This is a genomic window from Entomomonas sp. E7T21 (genome assembly GCF_058693955.1).
In genome coordinates, this window is sequence record NZ_CP191672.1 from 3,295,031 (window position 1) to 3,315,943 (window position 20,913).

Annotated in this window: 10 protein-coding genes, 2 tRNA genes and 3 rRNA genes; 7 read left to right on the forward strand and 8 right to left on the reverse strand. The window is 39.6% G+C overall.

Annotated features, from left to right (window positions below):
* The first annotated feature begins 91 nt into the window (after positions 1-91).
* Positions 92-880, forward strand: coding sequence for an oxygen-binding di-iron domain-containing protein (locus tag ACQVD9_RS15670; protein WP_264746858.1), 789 nt, complete (start codon positions 92-94; stop codon positions 878-880).
* Positions 881-928: 48 nt separating this feature from the next.
* On the opposite strand, the gene ACQVD9_RS15675 is transcribed toward ACQVD9_RS15670, so the two are convergent.
* On the reverse strand, positions 929-2,446 hold the full coding sequence (locus ACQVD9_RS15675) for a histidine kinase (RefSeq protein ID WP_264746859.1): 1,518 nt from the start codon (positions 2,444-2,446) through the stop codon (positions 929-931).
* 119 nt (positions 2,447-2,565) lie between these two features.
* On the opposite strand from ACQVD9_RS15675, the gene serB reads away from it, so the two are divergent.
* Together serB and ilvD are read left to right on the forward strand one after the other, a co-directional pair.
* Positions 2,566-3,786 carry a phosphoserine phosphatase SerB gene (gene serB, locus ACQVD9_RS15680; RefSeq protein ID WP_264746860.1) on the forward strand — a complete coding sequence of 407 codons (1,221 nt, stop codon included), beginning with the start codon at positions 2,566-2,568 and terminating at the stop codon, positions 3,784-3,786.
* Between the two features lie 262 nt (positions 3,787-4,048).
* Positions 4,049-5,887: a dihydroxy-acid dehydratase gene (gene ilvD, locus ACQVD9_RS15685; RefSeq protein ID WP_264746861.1), complete on the forward strand. Its 1,839-nt coding sequence runs from the start codon at positions 4,049-4,051 to the stop codon at positions 5,885-5,887.
* A 20-nt stretch (positions 5,888-5,907) separates the two neighbouring features.
* On the opposite strand, the gene ACQVD9_RS15690 is transcribed toward ilvD, so the two are convergent.
* Positions 5,908-6,357, reverse strand: coding sequence for a DUF192 domain-containing protein (locus tag ACQVD9_RS15690; RefSeq protein ID WP_264746862.1), 450 nt, complete (start codon positions 6,355-6,357; stop codon positions 5,908-5,910).
* 160 nt (positions 6,358-6,517) lie between these two features.
* On the opposite strand from ACQVD9_RS15690, the gene hflK reads away from it, so the two are divergent.
* From hflK to ACQVD9_RS15710, 4 genes are all read left to right on the forward strand, one after another.
* Positions 6,518-7,747, forward strand: a complete 1,230-nt coding sequence (hflK, locus tag ACQVD9_RS15695; RefSeq protein ID WP_264746863.1) for an FtsH protease activity modulator HflK — start codon at positions 6,518-6,520, stop codon at positions 7,745-7,747.
* Positions 7,747-8,655: a protease modulator HflC gene (gene hflC / locus ACQVD9_RS15700; RefSeq protein WP_264746864.1), complete on the forward strand. Its 909-nt coding sequence runs from the start codon at positions 7,747-7,749 to the stop codon at positions 8,653-8,655. The genes hflK and hflC overlap by 1 nt, the downstream gene beginning before the upstream one ends.
* Positions 8,656-8,726: 71 nt before the next feature.
* On the forward strand, positions 8,727-12,113 hold the full coding sequence (recC, locus tag ACQVD9_RS15705; RefSeq protein WP_264747816.1) for an exodeoxyribonuclease V subunit gamma: 3,387 nt from the start codon (positions 8,727-8,729) through the stop codon (positions 12,111-12,113).
* A gap of 90 nt (positions 12,114-12,203) precedes the next feature.
* On the forward strand, positions 12,204-13,418 hold the full coding sequence (locus ACQVD9_RS15710) for a uracil-xanthine permease family protein (protein ID WP_264746865.1): 1,215 nt from the start codon (positions 12,204-12,206) through the stop codon (positions 13,416-13,418).
* A gap of 61 nt (positions 13,419-13,479) precedes the next feature.
* On the opposite strand, the gene dgt is transcribed toward ACQVD9_RS15710, so the two are convergent.
* The 6 genes from dgt to ACQVD9_RS15740 all read right to left on the reverse strand — a co-directional run bounded on the left by dgt (position 13,480) and on the right by ACQVD9_RS15740 (position 20,615).
* Positions 13,480-15,003 carry a dGTPase gene (gene dgt / locus ACQVD9_RS15715; protein ID WP_264746866.1) on the reverse strand — a complete coding sequence of 508 codons (1,524 nt, stop codon included), beginning with the start codon at positions 15,001-15,003 and terminating at the stop codon, positions 13,480-13,482.
* 384 nt (positions 15,004-15,387) lie between these two features.
* A 5S ribosomal RNA gene (gene rrf, locus ACQVD9_RS15720) occupies positions 15,388-15,503 on the reverse strand.
* Between the two features lie 182 nt (positions 15,504-15,685).
* Positions 15,686-18,591 (reverse strand): 23S ribosomal RNA (locus ACQVD9_RS15725).
* 245 nt (positions 18,592-18,836) lie between these two features.
* Positions 18,837-18,912, reverse strand: a tRNA-Ala gene (locus ACQVD9_RS15730).
* Positions 18,913-18,919: 7 nt separating this feature from the next.
* Positions 18,920-18,996: transfer RNA gene (locus ACQVD9_RS15735), tRNA-Ile, on the reverse strand.
* Between the two features lie 93 nt (positions 18,997-19,089).
* Positions 19,090-20,615 (reverse strand): 16S ribosomal RNA (locus ACQVD9_RS15740).
* The 16S, 23S and 5S rRNA genes sit together here with 2 tRNA genes alongside, the layout of an rRNA operon.
* Between the last annotated feature and the right edge of the window lie 298 nt (positions 20,616-20,913).

Consider the following 20,913-nt stretch of genomic DNA (forward strand, 5'->3'; position numbering starts at 1 on the left):
TTATTTAGTAGATTAGTACTGCTTTTGACTTGTGTCATAACCTCTACTCGAGTAAATGATTAAATAATGAGACATTTTTAGAGGGTATCTCATGCGACGCGATCCGATTACTTTATTTGATAATGGCACCCATAAGTGTGTCTGTTTTGATAACCTTGTTACAGGTGGTGGTGTACAGTCTAATCAGTTTGTGATTTTAGACGGTGACCAAGCTATCCTTCTTGATCCAGGTGGAGATTTAACATATACCACTTTAACATTAGAGATTGCTAAGCATTTAGCCCTTAAAGATTTGACTTATATCTTTGCATCTCACCAAGACCCCGATATTGTGGCATCTTTAGATAAATGGTTATTACATACCAATGCTCGGGTTATCTGCTCTAAATTATGGGCTCGTTTCTTACCTCACTTAGTGGCCAACTATCTTTCAAATAGCCATGGCATTAATACTTATGAGCGTATTATCCAATTACCTGATGCTGGCGGTGCCATTCCTTTAGGCGATAGTAAGTTAATGGCTGTTCCTGCGCATTTCTTACACTCTGAAGGTAATTTCCAAATCTATGATCCTGTGAGTAAAATTTTATTCTCTGGTGACCTAGGCGCATCTATTGTAGATGATGCAGAGCCTATTACAAACTTTGAAGAACATTTACCAAACATGCTTGGCTTCCACCAACGTTATATGATTAGTAACAAAATTGGTCGCTATTGGGCAAACATGGTTCGTGGTTTAGATATTGAAATGATGGTTCCACAACATGGCCGTCCATTTAAAGGCAAAGAAATGGTTAATAAGTTTATCAATTGGTTTGAAAACTTAGAGTGTGGTGTGGACTTAATCACTCAACAAAACTATGTTCTACCAAAAATATAGTTAAACCCAATATAAAAAAGCTGCTTAAATAAGCAGCTTTTTTATTACCTATAATTTATTATTGCGCATATTTCTTAGTTGTTTTTCAAGTACTTCTGCATAAGGCTCTAACACTCGCTCAATACAGAATGTATCTGCTGGATTAGCTAATCCTCTAATCTTAGCTAAAATCTCTACCCTCTCATCACCTGCCACAGACTGATCCATTAATAATAGATTACGACTATGGTCAACAAGCGACCGAGCTAATTTTACAGTCGTATTATCTAATAACTCTTGGGGTGTTAAACCTAATAAATCAGTTCCCTGTGCCAGAGCTATTTGTAGCAATAACGTGATATTTGTATCCGCCAATTCAACTTGTAACTCATGGCTTAAACCACGCATTAATTCACCACAACATATCGCATGTGTTAAATAAGTATCTGTATCATTACCACGCCCATGAAACAATACTAAACTACTACCATCATTTAATGTATGTATTTCACCCTTATAGATACGTACGGTTTGATCTAAACAATCACGATAACGTTGTAATAAATTAATTAATCGCTCTTTAGATAATAATTTTAACTTATCCTGTCCACCTAACCGTATATACAATACTGCAGTTTGTGTAGGTTGTTGCATAGTCACACCACTTTCTAATTCTTCTTTATCTGCTGGCACTGAATCACTAATAATAGGTATATCTGCCTCAGCAATGACTGAGCGATCAAAACTGGCAATCTCATCAAGAAAAGCCCGATCAAAATTACTATCTGTTAATTCATCTTCAGTTTGTCTAATATTAATCAGATCATGTTCAACCACCTCAATAGGTTCAGGCTCTAACTCTGGTTCAATAAATTGCGCATAATATGCTTCAATATCTTCAACAGCAATTAATTTAGCTTGTAACTCTCTAGCTAAATCACCTATTTCATCTTGTCGATCGCTGGCAGGTACAGGCATAACAGGATCTCTTACCCATTCTCGTAATTGAGTAACCGGTGTAGTAATTTTACGACCTAATCTAAATATAAAAATTAATACAATAACCAGTAAAATACCTGCAATAATAATGGCACGCTCAACACTCACCACCCAAGGCAATTGAAATTGCTGATGATTTAATCTTAAACGTAATTCAACATCTGGCTGCTTTTGGATAGCTAACCTTTCTTTATACAAATCTGTTTTATTGGTGTGAGAAAATTGTTTTAGACCAGCCCGAAACAATTCATTACCTTCACCATCATAAATCCCCACATCGGCAACCAATGGATTTTTAGCTAGTGATCCTAACAAAATATTCAGCCCCAACTTATCATCAATGGCTAATAACTCTGCTGCCCTTTCTGCAGTCTGAGTTAATAAACTTTGTCCCACTGCATCCGCTTGTTGACGCATAGAAAGCTTAAATTGATCATTAACTAGCCAAGCATAAACACCAAAGGCAATAGCTAACACTAGCAAGCATTGAATAATCAAACTAGCAACAAGAGAAACTCGTTTTTGTCGTATTGTTTGGTTGGAATATAAAAAAAGATTGTCTTTTTTAGCATGTTGTTGCTGTTTCACAAGCAAAACTCTTTTAAAAATAGGAATATATTAGTATAACTAGCGTTTTTTTTTGGGGAAAGCCCTTAAACAAGTTAAAATAGTAAAAATTTGTGCTTTACAGTGTTGGAGATTGTAGATTGCGTGAAATTATTTTAATTAATATTACTGGAGAAGACCGTCCTGGGCTTACTGCAGCAATTACTGGTGTGTTAGCTGCTGGAGGCGCACAAATTCTTGATATTGGCCAAGCCGTGATTCATAACACGTTATCTTTCGGCATTTTAGTAGAACTTCCTGATAATAGTGACTCTAATGTGCTCAAAGATGTATTATTCTGTGGCTATGAACTCGATCAACAGGTACGTTTTACACCTATTTCTGAACAAGATTACCAAGTATGGGTGGCTGGACAAGGCAAACCCCGTCATCTTGTAACTTTATTAACGCGCAAAGTTACTGCCGAACAATTATGCAGAGTTAGTACTATTACAGCTGCACATAATCTTAATATTGATCATATCGACCGCTTATCTGGTCGCATTCCCTTAGGTACTGCACCAGAAAATAGTAAAGGTTGTATTGAATTTTCAGTACGTGGTGATGCAAATATCAGTGCATTAAAAGCTGAATTTCTAAAGGTTGGTGCGGAGCTGGGTGTTGATATTGCTTTCCAACAAGACAGTATTTATCGCCGTAATCGTCGCTTAGCTGTATTTGATATGGACTCAACACTTATTGAAGCAGAAGTTATTGACGAATTAGCCAAAGCTGCAGGTGTCGGCGACCAAGTCTCTGCCATTACTGAACGGGCAATGCGTGGGGAAATTGATTTTAAAGAAAGCTTTAAAGAACGTTTAGCATTACTCAAAGGCTTATCTGAATCTGTGTTAGAGGAAATTGCAGATAATCTTCCACTTACTGAAGGTGCAGAAAATTTATTTGATGAGCTTAAAAAGTTAGGTTACAGAACAGCAATTCTTTCTGGTGGTTTTAGTTACTTTGCTAATAAATTACAGCAAAAACTAGGCATTGATTATGTTTATGCCAATGAACTACAAATAGTAGATGGAAAATTAACGGGTGTAGCTATTGAACCTATTGTAGATGCTCAAAGAAAAGCAGACCTGTTAAAAGATTTAGCTCTAAAAGAAAACATTAGTTTAGAACAAACTATTGCAGTTGGCGATGGTGCAAATGATTTACCTATGCTTGGTATTGCAGGGCTAGGCGTTGCTTTCAGAGCCAAGCCTCTGGTTAAACAATCTGCTAAACAAGCTATTTCTACCTTAGGGTTAGATGGTATTTTATATTTATTAGGTTATCGTGACAGAGAAGCTCAAGAGCAGCCTATTAATTAATAAAATAAATCTCGCTATTTAACAGGAATCTTCAAGATAATTGCTAATCCTATAAATAACAAGATAAAGTTGTATGTTGTTTTGCAATACCATTGTAGAATACTTATCCATTATTCTACCGTGATTGTGAGTTTTACGAGTAAGTTGGTTACCCCGAATGTATCGCATGATTAGTATTAAATACACTTGTTTACCTAACAGTCTATTTACTAATCCACTCACGTTAATAATTAAACTATTGCCGTGAAAACAGGAGCTTTCAATGCCTGACTATCGTTCCAAAACATCCACCCAAGGCCGTAATATGGCGGGTGCTCGTTCCCTATGGCGTGCCACAGGGATGAAAGATGATGACTTCAATAAGCCAATTATTGCTGTCGCCAACTCATTTACTCAATTTGTTCCAGGGCATGTTCATCTAAAAGACCTTGGACAACTGGTCGCTCGTGAAATTGAGAAAGCAGGTGGTGTCGCTAAAGAATTTAATACCATTGCTGTTGATGATGGTATCGCAATGGGGCATGATGGTATGCTCTACTCTCTACCAAGCCGAGAAATTATTGCCGACTCAGTAGAATACATGGTAAATGCACATTGTGCAGATGCCCTAGTATGCATCTCTAACTGCGATAAAATTACTCCTGGCATGTTAATGGCTGCTTTACGTCTTAATATTCCAGTAGTTTTTGTTTCTGGTGGCCCAATGGAGGCTGGTAAAACCAAGTTAGCAGACCATAATCTAGACTTAATTGATGCCATGGTAATTGCGGCTGATGATAACTATTCAGATGAACAAGTGGCGGAATATGAACGTAGCGCCTGCCCTACCTGTGGCTCTTGCTCTGGGATGTTTACAGCCAACTCCATGAACTGTTTAACAGAAGCACTCGGTTTATCACTACCTGGCAATGGCACTACACTAGCAACCCATGCTGATCGTAAACAGCTTTTTGTTAATGCAGCCCATCTAATCGTAGACCTTTGTAAACGTTATTACGAACAGAATGATAGCTCTGTATTACCACGTAATGTCGCTTCATTAGCTGCTTTCAAAAATGCCATGACACTTGATATTGCCATGGGCGGCTCTACCAATACTATTTTACATTTACTAGCTGTTGCCCAAGAGGGCGAAGTTGCTTTTGATATGAAAGTCATTGATGAACTTTCTCGTCAAGTACCTCAACTTTGTAAAGTTGCTCCCAATGTACAAAAGTATCATATCGAAGATGTACATCGTGCTGGTGGTATTTTTAGTATTCTAGGTCAATTAGCTAAAGCAAAATTAATAGATACTTCTGTTAACACAGTACATAGTAAAACCTTAGCTGACGCTATTGCTCAATGGGATATCAGCCAAACTGACGATGAAACTGTTCATACATTCTTTAAAGCAGGCCCTGCTGGCATTCGCACAGAACAAGCTTTTAGTCAATCAACCCGTTGGCCTAGCCTTGATTTAGATCGCGCTAATGGTTGTATCCGTGATCTTGAACATGCTTATTCTAAAGACGGTGGGCTAGCTGTGCTATATGGCAATCTTGCGGAAGACGGCTGCGTAGTTAAAACAGCGGGGGTAGATGATTCTATCCTACGTTTTGAAGGAACAGCTCATGTATTTGAAAGCCAAGATGCTGCTGTTAAAGGTATTTTAGCTGATGAAATAAAAGCTGGTGACGTAGTAGTTATTCGCTATGAGGGTCCTCGTGGTGGCCCAGGTATGCAAGAAATGCTTTACCCAACCAGTTACCTCAAATCAAAAGGTTTAGGTAAGCAATGCGCTTTATTAACTGATGGTCGTTTCTCTGGCGGCACATCTGGCTTATCCATAGGACATGTCTCACCAGAAGCCGCCTCAGGTGGCAATATTGGTCTTGTACAAAACGGTGATAAGATATTAATTGATATTCCTAACCGCTCTATCCAACTACTTGTTAGCGACGAAGAGTTAGCTAATCGTCGTGCTGTACAACAACAAAAGGGTTGGAAACCTGCTGCTCCTAGAGCAAGAAAAGTAAGTACAGCGCTTAAAGCTTATGCTTTATTAGCGACCAGTGCAGATAAAGGCGCTGTACGCAATAAACAACTACTAGATAATTAATTTAATACAACCATCCTATATCAAGGTATAGGATGGTTTATTCCCTCAACCAGCATACCAATGCTAATTCTCTGCTCACTAAACCAACCTTGCGGTACTTCTAAAGCATACCTAATAGGCTGCATTGCACACACATGACTAAGGCTCTCTGGCTGTAATTGCTCAATTTGCAAAACTCGATAATGTTTATCAATAAAAGCCAGTGATAATGGAACATAGGTATTCTTCATCCAAAAACAAGGCATTGAATCTTCATCTAAATAAAACAACATACCTTGTCCCGCTTCCAGACTTTTACGAAACATTAACCCTTGTTGACGCTGCTTATCCGTAACAGCTAATTCTGCCTGTAACTGCACCCCATTAATTGTTAATAAATGCTTATCAAAAGTAAGCTGTTTATTATCTGCTACTACTATTTGTGATATGTTTCCAAGAACAATAATCAACAAATACTTTACTAATTTCATTACTTATCAATCCTATTATCATTTATAAATTATTATAAAACATACTTTGCAATAAATTTCGGCAATATAATAGCTATTTTGATATAATTCATTCTTTTAAATATGTTCTTTCATGCCATAATAAACAACTATTGGCATTAATTATATTTTGGGAGGAATTATGGCTTGGAATGAGCCTGGTAATTCAAATAACAACGATAATGATAAAGACAAAAATCGCGATCAAGATCCTTGGGGCAAACCACCTAAAAACAATGGCGGTAACGAAGGACCTCCAGATCTTGATGAGGCTTTACGTAAAGTCAAAGATTCTTTTAACAAATTCTTAGGCGGTAAAAAACCTTCAAATAATAACTCAGGTAGAAATAATGGTGGTGGCGACTTTGCAATCCCCATACTCCCTATTGTCTTGATTATTATTGTAGTTATTGTAGGATTTTGGCTTTCTAAGGCAATCTATGTAGTAGACCAACAAGAAGAAGCTGTTATTTTACGTTTTGGTAAATACCACGATACTGTCAAACCTGGCTTACATATCTATTTTCCTCCTATAGATACTAAGTTTCAAGTCAATGTAACAGCAGAACGTTCCTACAGCAAGCATGGTCAAATGTTAACCAGTGATGAGAATATTGTTGAAATTCCACTCACTGTTCAATATCGTATTATTGATTTAGAAAAATTCGTTCTAAAAAATGATGCACCTGAGCAAAGTTTAGAAAATGCTACTGATAGTGCATTAAGGCAAGTAGCTGGCTCAACTAATATGGATGATATCCTTACCAGTGGCCGTGAAAAAATGGCGGGTGATATTCAAGAAGAATTAACTAAAATGCTTGAAAAATATGAAACAGGCATACAAGTGACTCAAGTTAATATCCAAAGTGCCACCGCACCATCTGATGTTCAATCTGCTTTCGATGATGTAATTCGTGCCCGTGAAGAGCAACAAAAACTAAAGAACGAGGCGGAAACCTATCAAAATGGTATTGTTCCTGATGCTCGAGGTGAAGCAGCACGTATTGAGAAACAATCTACTGGTTATCGTGAAGCTATTGTAGATAGAGCAACAGGGGAAGCTATTCGCTTTGAAAAACTACTGGAGGCCTATCAACAGGCACCAAAAGTAACTAGAGAACGTATGTACCTTGAAACTATTCAAGAAATACTAACAAAAACGAGTAAAATCCTAGTCACAAGTAAAGATGGACAAAGCCAATTGCTTTATCTTCCTATAGATAAATTAATGAATAATCAGCAAGCTGTACCAGCCAATAACTCTGCTACTAATAGTAATTTTAGTACTGGTATCAACTCATATACTCCAACTACTGATAGTAGTAACCAAAGACCTAGTACTACAGATTCAAGAACAAGAGGGAACCGTTAATGAGTAATAAACTACTTTTTCCTTTAGTCATTGTCTTGCTACTTGTTATTTTTGGCTGGAGTTCGCTTTATATTGTTTTACAAACGCAAAAAGGCATTTTATTGCGCTTTGGAGAAATAGAACAATCTAATTTAGAACCAGGTTTACATTTTAAATGGCCTGTAATTAATAAAGTTAAACTTTTTGATGGTCGTTTATTAACCTTAGAAACACCTAATGTGCGTTTTCTTACTAAAGAAAAGAAATCTGTTATGGTAGATGCGTACGCTCGTTGGAGAGTTTCTAATCCAGAAATTTTCTACACCAGCGTACGTGGTGAAAAAGCGATTGCTGATGAGCGTTTAGGCCGTCGTTTAGATGCCGCATTACGTAATCAATTTGGTAATAAAACCCTTAACGAATTGGTTAATGAATCTGGCGAGCTAACAGACACAAACAGTAAATCTGCCAGCGGTCGAAATGAAGTAATGGCACAAGTAACAGACTCTCTTAACAAAATGGCTCAAAAAGAACTAGGTATTGAAGTAGTTGATGTAAGAATTAAAGCCATTGATCTACCTAAAGAAGTTTATGACAGTGTATTCGCTAGAATGCGTACTGAGCGTGAACGTGAAGCTCAAAAATATCGTGCAGAAGGACGTGAGGCTGCTGAAAGAATTCGTGCAGAAGCAGATCGTCAAAAACAAGTTATTTTAGCAGAAGCTTATCGTAATGCTGAGGAAGTACGCGGTGAGGGTGATGCAGAAGCAGCAACTATTTATGCTAAAGCTTACTCCAAAGCACCAGAATTCTATAACTTCTATCGTAGCTTACAAGCCTATCGTGAAAGCTTTAAAGATAAAAACGATGTGCTAGTCCTTGATCCCAACTCCGATTTCTTCCGCTACTTACAGAAAGTTAGCGAATAATCAACAAGGGGGTGTAAAATACCCCCTTATTTATTTCTATCTATTGGAGGCCACCATTGCAGTCAGGTTTAATGATTGTACATGGCAATCACCTTGAACAACTAAGAAATCTTGCTGTAAGTTGGATGCAAGAACATCCATTACCCCCTTTAGAACCAGAAGTCATTTTGGTACAAAGTAATGGTATTGCTCAATGGCTAAAACTAGCACTGGCTGAAGATCCTATTAATGATGGCTGTGGCATAGCAGCCGCTATTAATATCCAACTACCTTCACGTTTTTTATGGCAAACCTATCGTGCTGTATTAGGTGAAAAGGCTGTAGCCAAACAATCACCTTTAGATAAAGAACCACTTACATGGCGCCTACTTAGACTACTACCACAATGCCTGAATAATCACCTATTCACTACCTTAAAACAATTCCTTGCAGATGATATTGATCAACGCAAACATTACCAACTAGCAGAACAACTAGCCGACTTATTGGACCAATACCAAGTTTATCGTTCTGATTGGCTACAAGACTGGTTACAAGGCAAAGATCAACTAAAAAATGTACATGGTAAAATAACACCCGTTCCCCAAGAACAACTCTGGCAACCTGCACTATGGCGACTCTTACTCGAAGATTTAGGTGAAGAAGTCATGCAAGGCAGCCGTGCAGGTGTACATCAACACTTTATTGAATATTGCCAACAACTTACCAAAGCACCTAAAGGTCTACCAAAGCGTATTAGTATTTTTGGTATTTCAGCATTACCTGCACAAATGGTTGAGGCACTAGCTATTTTAGCTAAATTTACCCAAGTAATGCTCTATGTACACAACCCCTGTCGTTATCATTGGTTAGATATTATTGAAGGTAAACAACTATTACACCATGAATATCGTCGCCAAAAAAAGAAAGTTAATAAACTACAAATCCAAGACCTTCACCAACATGGTCATCCTTTACTGGCAGCTTGGGGGAAACAAGGGCGTGACTATATAAACTTACTCGATAGCTACGACGATCCAGAAAGTTACCAACAACGTTTTGGGATTATCAATGAAGGCAAAATTGACCTCTATGAAGCCCCTAATACCAATACCTTATTAGGGCAACTACAGGATGATATTCTTGAGTTAAGAGCACTACCAGAAACTCGCAAACAATGGCCACCTATAAATCTTGAACAAGATCATTCAATTCGCTTCCATATTGCCCATAGCCCACAACGTGAAGTAGAAATCTTACAAGACCAATTGCTAGACTTATTTAACAATGATAAATCATTACTTCCCCGAGACATCATTGTTATGGTACCCAATATTGACCAATATACCCCCTTTATTCAAGCAACCTTTGGCAAAATTGATAAACAAGATAAACGCTATATCCCCTTTACCCTTTCTGATCGCGGTAAAAGAAAAGTAGAACCATTACTTATAGCACTGGAATATCTTCTACAACTACCTGATAGCCGATTTGCTGTTACTGATATATTAGATCTACTAGATGTACCAGCCATTCGTAATCGTTTTAATTGGCGGGAACAAGACTTACCTATCCTTCATCGCTGGATACATCAAGCTGGTATTCGTTGGGGACTAGATGCAGAACAAAGACATAACCTTGGCCTACCAACAACAATGGAACAAAATAGTTGGTTCTTTGGTTTACGTCGTATGCTACTAGGATACGCCATTGGTAATAGCGATACTAACTGGCAAACTATTCAACCCTTTGATGAAATTGGTGGTAATCAAGCCACTCTTATTGGTTCACTTGCCCAATTTATTGCTGTACTGGATGATATCCAACAGAAACTATCACAAAATTTATTACCTATTGAATGGGCAACCCTTCTTAGACAGCTGCTAGAGTTACTATTTGAACCTAGCAATGAAAAAGAACAAGAACTATTAACCGAACTAGCTAATCTACTGGATGATTGGTTAACCCTTTGTGAAGAAGCAAACCTAAATGAACAGTTACCACTAACCATTGTCAGAGAAGCTTGGCTAACAGGTATAGATAACGAACGTTTTACACAAAATTTTATTGCAGGTTCAGTCAGTTTTTGTACGCTAATGCCTATGCGAGCCATTCCTTTTAAAATTATTTGCTTATTAGGCATGAATGATGGTGACTACCCTCGCCCTTCAACTCATCTTGATTTTGATCTGATGGCAAAAGATTATAGGCCTGGCGATCGCTCTAGAAGAGAGGATGATCGTTATTTACTGTTAGAAGCCTTACTATCAGCCCGTAATCGCTTGTACATTAGCTGGATAGGCCGCAATATTCGTGACAATAGTGAACGCCCACCCTCTGTTTTAATTGGACAACTAAGAGACCACTTATCTAGCGGCTGGCAATTAGCTAATAGCAAAGACTTACTACATGCTCTAACCCAAACACATGCATTACAACCTTTCAGCCGTCGTTATTTTCACAATGATAATAACTGGTTTAGCTATGCACAAGAATGGGCTGGATTATACCAAGAAAACCATACATTAACTGATGAGCAAAAACTTGCTATCTTTCCTGCCGATACGCCACTTACTATAGAACAACTTACCAGTTTTCTTAAACACCCTGTTCGTTACTTCTTTAACCAACGCTTAAAAGTCTCTTTTAACCAAACTAGAGAATTTATGGAAGATAATGAACCTTTTTCCCTAAATGGTTTACAACGCTATCAAATAACTGAGCAGCTACTAAAAAACTGCCTCATTTATAATCAAAATGAACAACTGACACAACAGATTTTAAGCAATAATATTGATAACCTACAACGTAGTGGACAACTCCCTATGGCAGGATTCGGGCAACAACTTGGTTTAGAACTTATTAACCAATTAACACCCTTGCTAGAACAACATCGCTTACTGATAGCACCTTATCAACAAATAACAGCTCCATTGCCTATTAACTATCAATACCAAGATATTCATTTACAAAGCTGGTTAAATAATCTTTATCAAATAAATGATGAAAACTTATTAAACTGTTTTACCTTACCTAACACCTTGCTTAATGGTAAAGATTATAAGTGGCAACAGCTAATCGCCCCTTGGGTTATACAACTAGCTGCTAATAGTTGCAATATACCGCTACAAACGCTTGTGCTAGGTTTAGATTGCTATATATCCTTAGCCCCCATGAATCCTCAACAAGCTACTCCTTTACTTAACTCACTGCTCACCAGTTGCCAACAAGGAATGCAACAACCTCTTCCTGTTGCTATTAAAACTGCCTTTACCCTATTATCTAAAAACAACTTAGACTTAGTTCAAACAGCTTATGAAGGTACAGAATATACACTAGGTGAGTGCCAACAAAGTGCGGTACTAGTAAGGCAATATCCAAGTTTTGAACTACTCAACCAACATCAGCAATTTGAGAAATGGGCAGAAAAACTTTATCAGCCGATTTACCAAGCAGATTGGCAACTCTCTACCTATTAACAAATAAGTTAATTTAAATTTTTGTTATTTTTACGCTCTATTAATATTTTATCTATATAATAGTTAAGCTATTTTATAAGGTGAGTCACTATGTACTATATAAAACAACTAATAGCAGGGGCCCAAATCCTTTTTGTTGCATTTGGAGCAATGGTACTAGTTCCCTTATTAACTGGACTTAATCCTGCTATGGCGCTTCTTGGTGCCGGTGTAGGTACTTTACTATTCCAGCTTATTACTAAAGGCCAAGTACCTATCTTTTTAGGATCATCCTTTGCCTTCATAGCACCAATTAGTTATACCATGTCTACATGGGGTCAAGGAGCTACACAATTTGGCTTATTTGCTGCAGGTTTTACCTATTTTATTTTTGCATTAATTATCAAATGGCGAGGTATTAGCCTTATTGATAAATTGCTACCTCCTGTAGTTATTGGTCCAATTATTATGGTCATTGGTTTATCTGTTGCAGTAACCGCCTCCAATATGGCAATGGGACAAGTGGAAGGTTCAACCATAGGCTACTACCAAGCTATCACATTAGCTGCTATTTCTTTACTCACCACAATCATCGTATCTATCTTCGGGCGTGGTATGTTCCGCCTTATTCCCATTCTTTCAGGTGTAATTGTAGGCTATGTTACTGCAATAATTATGGGTTTAATTGATTTTCAGCCAATCGTTGATGCCAAATGGTTTGCCGTTCCAGAGTTTCACTCAATAGAAGTAAATTGGTACGCAGCTCTCTTTATGCTACCTGTTGCTATTGCTCCCATTATCGAACACATTGGTAATGTGATGGCCACTGGCAATGTAACAGGCGAAAACTATACAAAAAAACCAGGATTACATCGCACCCTAACAGGAGATGGCATTGGTGTTTGCTTTGCAGGCTTAATTGGTGGACCACCAATTACAACCTATTCAGAAGTAACTGGTGCGTTAATGATTACTCGTAATTTTAAAGTTATTATTATGACCTATGCAGCCGTTCTAGCTATTGGTTTAGCTTTCTTCGGAAAATTCAATGCTATCCTTCAATCTATTCCTAAACCAGTTATGGGGGGCATTATGGTACTTCTCTTTGGTACTATTGCCTCTATTGGTTTAAAAACTATTATTGATGGTAAAGTAGACCTATCTATTCCCAAAAATCTTGTAATAGTCTCAGTAGTATTAACTTGCGGTATAGGTGGACTAACTCTGAAAATAGGTGCATTTAGCTTAGTAGGGGTAGGATTAGTTAGCATTTTAGCTATTATCCTAAATCTTGTACTCAAACACTCAATAACAAATGTTGATTAATCAAACAAAAACTAATTATGACTCTGTAATGTAGAAATAATTTTATCTAAAATATTATTGCCTAATTTAAACCAGCTACTTTTAACTCTTGGTATTCATCAAAAGCAAACTGATCTGTCATTCCACTCACATAATCTTGAATTAAACGACAACGAAAATATAATTCTTTTATCTTTAATTCTTCGTCATTATCTAAGCTAATTACTGCCTTATAATAGGACTTAATATGCTTTTTAGCCAATCTGTACACTAGATGAACTAATAATTTATCTTTTGTCTTAATTTTTATATCATCATCCTTAACTATTTTTTCTACAATATTAAAAAAATCCACATAACTCGCTTTTAAAACAGGTAGATAACATTCTAACAACCCAGTAATAATTTGATATCCTTTTAACTCCAATGTTCTTACCTCATGATGGCAAAACACATATTTAATTGCTATTTTTTTAAGCACTTGAGTAAGTAAACTCTCAATGCCCTCCATTTCCATTAATGCTTTATTCAAAGTACCATTATAAATTTGATCAATATTATTAACAAATTGCTTAGCTGCATACTTAACTAAGACTTGAATTAAGGTCGCTCTAAACTGTACAAAAAAACTACCTACTTCATCCATATGGCTATATGGATTTTTAGTAATATAATCTAAAACTTCTTCTATTGTTTTATTAGTAGTTTGATAGCCTTGTAAAACTTCAATCTTTTCATCAGAATCAACATACTTAATAAACAGTTCCTTTAGCATAACTATGTCCAATATTCCTTTTTCAACAGCATCTTCAATATCGGCCAAACAATAAGAAATATCATCTGCTGCCTCCATAATATAAGCGAAGGGATGTCTTCTATTTTCTAATATTAATTCTTCTTTTAAATTATCAACTAATTCTTTTTCTGACCAATAATAACCACCTTTCTTATAAAGATAACTCAGTGGATGATCATCAAAGCTTTCTTGGGAATATACTGGCTTAATATATTTCATTAAACTAGCTAACTGTACATAAGTCAAATTTAATGATATAACATTAGAAACTAATCTTATTGCCTGCGCATTGCCCTCAAATTGCTTTAGCTCAAACATTAGCTGATCTGCAAGCTCTACTATTTTATAGCCATCTATTGTTGAAAAGATTGCATCAATATTTTTTTCAAACCATTGATTAATCGCATATTCACCAAAATGACCAAAAGGGGGATTACCAATATCGTGCATTAAACAGGCCATTTCAACTATTGTTTCTATATGTTGTTCAAGACCATATAATCCATATTTATCAAGAAGTTGTTGCTTAGATAATTCATCGAAAATAGTTTTAACAATATACCTACCTGTTTGTTGAACTTCTAAAGAATGGGTTAACCTACTTCTGACTGCTGAATTCTTTTCTAATGGAAAAACCTGTGTTTTTTGCTGTAATCTTCTAACTGCTGCTGAATTTATAATTCTTCCACGATCACTCTCTAATTGACTAGCTACTTTATAAAGATAAATATCCCTGTCTCTGTCTCTTTCAAATTTCCTACTAAACAGTCTATTAATAGAAATCTTATTAATAAAATCTATATTTGACATCCCTTACTCCATTTCCAAATCTTTAATAGCAAAGAATTACAGTGAATATTTTTCCAGCTAGCATCAACCTAACCACATTTGGACTATTTTATATTTCTTAAATCAAAATCATAAGCATAAAAGAATCATGCTATATAGAATAATACTCATCCTTAATATTTTCTAAATTCAAATGGTTAAATATCATTCAATATATCAGTTAAAGTAATTTAAGAATGAGTATTATAGTTGGATTCCAGCATAGAAGGTAAGAAGTTACTGTAATCTAATATAGTATTTTTAATGACTTTAACCAGCCATCTAATATTTTCTATTTATTATTAAATTTATCTGTAAATAAAAAAGCCCCATCATATAAGTTTATGATGGGGCTTTTGTTTAGGAGCTTGAGGATGACCTACTCTCACATGGGGAGACCCCACACTACCATTGGCGATACGTCGTTTCACTACTGAGTTCGAGAAGGATTCAGGTGGTTCCAACGCTCTATTTTCCTCAAGCAATTCTTTATGGTGAGAAGGTTCTTGGTTATCTTACCCCATCACCCAAATCAGATATGCTTTTGTATGCTGTAAAGATTAATCATTATTTCAGTCTAGTCTACGCTTTGGCAAACGAACTCATTTGCTCACTTTCGACTTTTGCTTGTCTTTCTTTGGTTAACTAAATAACTTGGGGTTATATAGTCAAGCCTCTCGGGCAATTAGTATTGGTTAGCTCAACGTATCACTACGCTTACACACCCAACCTATCAACGTTGTAGTCTTCAACGGCCCTTTAGGGGGATTAAATCCCCAGTGAGATCTCATCTTGAGGCAAGTTTCCCGCTTAGATGCTTTCAGCGGTTATCTCTTCCGAACATAGCTACCCGGCAATGCCACTGGCGTGACAACCGGAACACCAGAGGTTCGTCCACTCCGGTCCTCTCGTACTAGGAGCAGCCCCTCTCAAATCTCAAACGTCCACGGCAGATAGGGACCGAACTGTCTCACGACGTTCTAAACCCAGCTCGCGTACCACTTTAAATGGCGAACAGCCATACCCTTGGGACCGGCTTCAGCCCCAGGATGTGATGAGCCGACATCGAGGTGCCAAACACCGCCGTCGATATGAACTCTTGGGCGGTATCAGCCTGTTATCCCCGGAGTACCTTTTATCCGTTGAGCGATGGCCCTTCCATACAGAACCACCGGATCACTAAGACCTACTTTCGTACCTGCTCGACTTGTCTGTCTCGCAGTCAAGCGCGCTTTTGCCTTTATACTCTTAGCGTGATTTCCGACCACGCCGAGCGCACCTTCGTACTCCTCCGTTACTCTTTAGGAGGAGACCGCCCCAGTCAAACTGCCCACCATACACTGTCCTCAACCCGGATAACGGGTCAGAGTTAGAACCTCAAACATGTCAGGGTGGTATTTCAAGGTTGGCTCCATTAGAACTAGCGTCCTAACTTCAAAGCCTCCCACCTATCCTACACAAACAGGTTCAAAGTCCAGTGCAAAGCTACAGTAAAGGTTCACGGGGTCTTTCCGTCTAGCCGCGGATACACTGCATCTTCACAGCGATTTCAATTTCACTGAGTCTCGGGTGGAGACAGCGCCGCCATCATTACGCCATTCGTGCAGGTCGGAACTTACCCGACAAGGAATTTCGCTACCTTAGGACCGTTATAGTTACGGCCGCCGTTTACCGGGGCTTCGATCAAGAGCTTCGCCTAAGCTAACCCCATCAATTAACCTTCCGGCACCGGGCAGGCGTCACACCCTATACGTCCACTTTCGTGTTTGCAGAGTGCTGTGTTTTTAATAAACAGTTGCAGCGGCCTGGTATCTTCGACTGGCTTCAGCTCCATTCGCGAGGAACTTCACTTACCACCAGCGCACCTTCTCCCGAAGTTACGGTGCCATTTTGCCTAGTTCCTTCACCCGAGTTCTCTCAAGCGCCTTGGTATTCTCTACCTGACCACCTGTGTCGGTTTGGGGTACGGTTCCTAATAACATAAGTTTAGAAGCTTTTCTTGGAAGCATGGCATCAATCACTTTCCATTTAAGATAAATGAATCGTCATCAGTTCTCAGTAATAATCTCCCGGATTTGCCTAAGAGATCTACCTACAGCCTTTCAAGTGGACAACCAACGCCACTCTGATTTAGCCTACTCCGTCCCTCCATCACTGTTATTAGAAGTATAGGAATATTAACCTATTTCCCATCGACTACGCTTTTCAGCCTCGCCTTAGGGGCCGACTAACCCTGCTTCGATTAACGTATCGCAGGAAACCTTGGTCTTTCGGCGTGGATGTTTTTCACACCCATTGTCGTTACTCATGTCAGCATTCGCACTTGTGATACCTCCAGCCAACTTCTCAATTGACCTTCACAGGCGTACACAACGCTCCTCTACCGCTCACGTAAAACGTGAACCCGTAGCTTCGGTATTTGGTTTGAGCCCCGTTACATCTTCCGCGCAGGCCGACTCGACTAGTGAGCTATTACGCTTTCTTTAAAGGATGGCTGCTTCTAAGCCAACCTCCTAGCTGTCTATGCCTTCCCACATCGTTTCCCACTTAACCAAAATTTTGGGACCTTAGCTGACGGTCTGGGTTGTTTCCCTTTTCACGACGGACGTTAGCACCCGCCGTGTGTCTCCCATGCTAGAACTTTCTGGTATTCGGAGTTTGCATCGGGTTGGTAAGTCGGGATGACCCCCTAGCCGAAACAGTGCTCTACCCCCAGAAGTTATACATGAGGCGCTACCTAAATAGCTTTCGAGGAGAACCAGCTATCTCCAAGCTTGATTAGCCTTTCACTCCGATCCACAGGTCATCCGCTAACTTTTCAACGGTAGTCGGTTCGGTCCTCCAGTCAGTGTTACCTAACCTTCAACCTGCCCATGGATAGATCGCTTGGTTTCGGGTCTATACACAGCAACTAGGCGCCCTATTAAGACTCGCTTTCGCTACGCCTCCCCTATTCGGTTAAGCTTGCTACTGTATATAAGTCGCTGACCCATTATACAAAAGGTACGCAGTCACGGAACAAGTCCGCTCCCACTGCTTGTACGCATACGGTTTCAGGTTCTATTTCACTCCCCTACTCGGGGTTCTTTTCGCCTTTCCCTCACGGTACTGGTTCACTATCGGTCAGTCAGTAGTATTTAGCCTTGGAGGATGGTCCCCCCGTCTTCAGTCAAGGTTTCTCGTGCCCCGACCTACTTTTTGTGTACTTAGATCCACATGCGTATTTTCGTGTACGGGATTATCACCCTCTATGATTGGCTTTCCCATGACCATTCCACTAATACATATGCTTCTGAACACTGGCTGCACCCCGTTCGCTCGCCACTACTTGGGGTATCTCGGTTGATTTCTTTTCCTCAGGGTACTTAGATGTTTCAGTTCCCCTGGTTCGCTTCTCAGTACCTATGTATTCAGTACTGGATAACTGAGGTTCTCTCAGTTGGGTTTCCCCATTCAGACATTTACGGATCAATGCTTTGTACCCAGCTCCCCGTAACTTTTCGCAGGTATCACGTCTTTCATCGCCTCTGACTGCCAAGGCATCCACCGTATGCGCTTATTCACTTGACTATATAACCCTAAATTATCTAGTAATCTAAAGCTACACAACCAAAGAATCGACATTTGTTTCGCCGAAAATTTGCGCTTGAGTTCGCAATATTTTCACCTCAGCATTAGTAATTAGACCAGTAATTACTAATTAATCTTTACTTCTTTGCATATCTAATTTGTTAAAGAACAGTCTAACTTTAAAAGTTAGAAGGTAATTCTCTTTGCTTAAAAGAATTAGCTTCTAGCTTCTTTTGATTATTATCTGGTGGAGCCAAGGAGGATCGAACTCCTGACCTCCTGCGTGCAAGGCAGGCGCTCTCCCAGCTGAGCTATGGCCCCATTTAATTGGTGGGTCTGGTAGGACTTGAACCTACGACCCCACGCTTATCAAGCGTGTGCTCTAACCAGCTGAGCTACAGACCCTAATCTGTTAACTTTTTAGGCATCCGCCCAATTCGTTCTTTGCAATTATAAATCAAGTAATTCGTGTGGGTACTTGTAGTACCAGCTTTCGTTTAAGGAGGTGATCCAGCCGCAGGTTCCCCTACGGCTACCTTGTTACGACTTCACCCCAGTCATGAATCACTCCGTGGTAACCGGCCTCACGAGGTTAGCCTAGCTACTTCTGGAGCAACCCACTCCCATGGTGTGACGGGCGGTGTGTACAAGGCCCGGGAACGTATTCACCGCGACATTCTGATTCGCGATTACTAGCGATTCCGACTTCATGAAGTCGAGTTGCAGACTTCAATCCGGACTACGATTGGTTTTCTGAGATTAGCTCCGCTTCACAGCTTGGCAACCCTCTGTACCAACCATTGTAGCACGTGTGTAGCCCTGGCCGTAAGGGCCATGATGACTTGACGTCATCCCCACCTTCCTCCGGTTTGTCACCGGCAGTCTCCTTAAAGTGCCCACCTTTACGTGCTGGTAACTAAGGATAAGGGTTGCGCTCGTTACGGGACTTAACCCAACATCTCACGACACGAGCTGACGACAGCCATGCAGCACCTGTGTTCCGATTCCCGAAGGCACTCCCACATCTCTGTAGGATTCCGGACATGTCAAGGCCAGGTAAGGTTCTTCGCGTTGCGTCGAATTAAACCACATGCTCCACCGCTTGTGCGGGCCCCCGTCAATTCATTTGAGTTTTAATCTTGCGACCGTACTCCCCAGGCGGTCAACTTATTGCGTTAGCTGCGCCACTAAAACCTCAAGGGTCCCAACGGCTAGTTGACATCGTTTACAGCGTGGACTACCAGGGTATCTAATCCTGTTTGCTCCCCACGCTTTCGCACCTCAGTGTCAGTATCAGTCCAGTTAGTCGCCTTCGCCACTGGTGTTCCTTCCTATATCTACGCATTTCACCGCTACACAGGAAATTCCACTAACCTCTACTGTACTCTAGTCAGTCAGTTTTGGATGCAGTTCCCAGGTTGAGCCCGGGGATTTCACATCCAACTTGACAAACCACCTACGCGCGCTTTACGCCCAGTTATTCCGATTAACGCTTGCACCCTTCGTATTACCGCGGCTGCTGGCACGAAGTTAGCCGGTGCTTATTCTGTTGGTAACGTCAAAGGTGAGTCGTTACTTCACCCCTTCCTCCCAACTTAAAGTGCTTTACAATCCGAAGACCTTCTTCACACACGCGGCATGGCTGGATCAGGGTTTCCCCCATTGTCCAATATTCCCCACTGCTGCCTCCCGTAGGAGTCTGGGCCGTGTCTCAGTCCCAGTGTGGCTGATCATCCTCTCAGACCAGCTACAGATCGTCGCCTTGGTGGGCCTTTACCCCACCAACTAGCTAATCTGATCTAGGCTCATCCAATAGCGGTACAATAAAGCACCTTTCCCCCGTAGGGCGTATGCGGTATTAGCGCGAGTTTCCCCGCGTTGTCCCCCACTACTGGGCAGATTCCTAGACTTTACTCACCCGTCCGCCGCTCGTCAGCATCCCGAAAGACCTGTTACCGCCCGACTTGCATGTGTTAGGCCTGCCGCCAGCGTTCAATCTGAGCCATGATCAAACTCTTCAGTTTAAAATCTTTTGAACCATAAGGTTCTAAAACGGCTCAGTAATCTAAAAACTCAATCTATGACGAGTTGTTTATATTACTGATATTTCTTACCAGTACTACAAACACCCACACGATTTACTTGATTTATATTGTTAAAGAACTTGTATCTTTAGAGCTTTACTCTGCAGATGAGGCGCGCATTCTACGCCTTTTCCTAACTTTGTCAACGCCTTTTTTAATCTTTTTTTGATTTATTTTTATCTACAAAATTAATCAGAAAATATTAAACAACCTTAACTAGTAGGGACGAAAAATTATA

Bases quoted from the DNA above. Each gene is read 5' to 3' on its own strand.
- ACQVD9_RS15670 (WP_264746858.1), top strand. From the start codon at position 92: ATGCGACGCGATCCGATTACTTTATTTGATAATGGCACCCATAAGTGT.
- ilvD (WP_264746861.1), top strand. From the start codon at position 4,049: ATGCCTGACTATCGTTCCAAAACATCCACCCAAGGCCGTAATATGGCG.
- ACQVD9_RS15690 (WP_264746862.1), bottom strand. From the start codon at position 6,357: ATGAAATTAGTAAAGTATTTGTTGATTATTGTTCTTGGAAACATATCA.
- hflK (WP_264746863.1), top strand. From the start codon at position 6,518: ATGGCTTGGAATGAGCCTGGTAATTCAAATAACAACGATAATGATAAA.
- hflC (WP_264746864.1), top strand. From the start codon at position 7,747: ATGAGTAATAAACTACTTTTTCCTTTAGTCATTGTCTTGCTACTTGTT.
- recC (WP_264747816.1), top strand. From the start codon at position 8,727: ATGATTGTACATGGCAATCACCTTGAACAACTAAGAAATCTTGCTGTA.
- ACQVD9_RS15710 (WP_264746865.1), top strand. From the start codon at position 12,204: ATGTACTATATAAAACAACTAATAGCAGGGGCCCAAATCCTTTTTGTT.
- dgt (WP_264746866.1), bottom strand. From the start codon at position 15,003: ATGTCAAATATAGATTTTATTAATAAGATTTCTATTAATAGACTGTTT.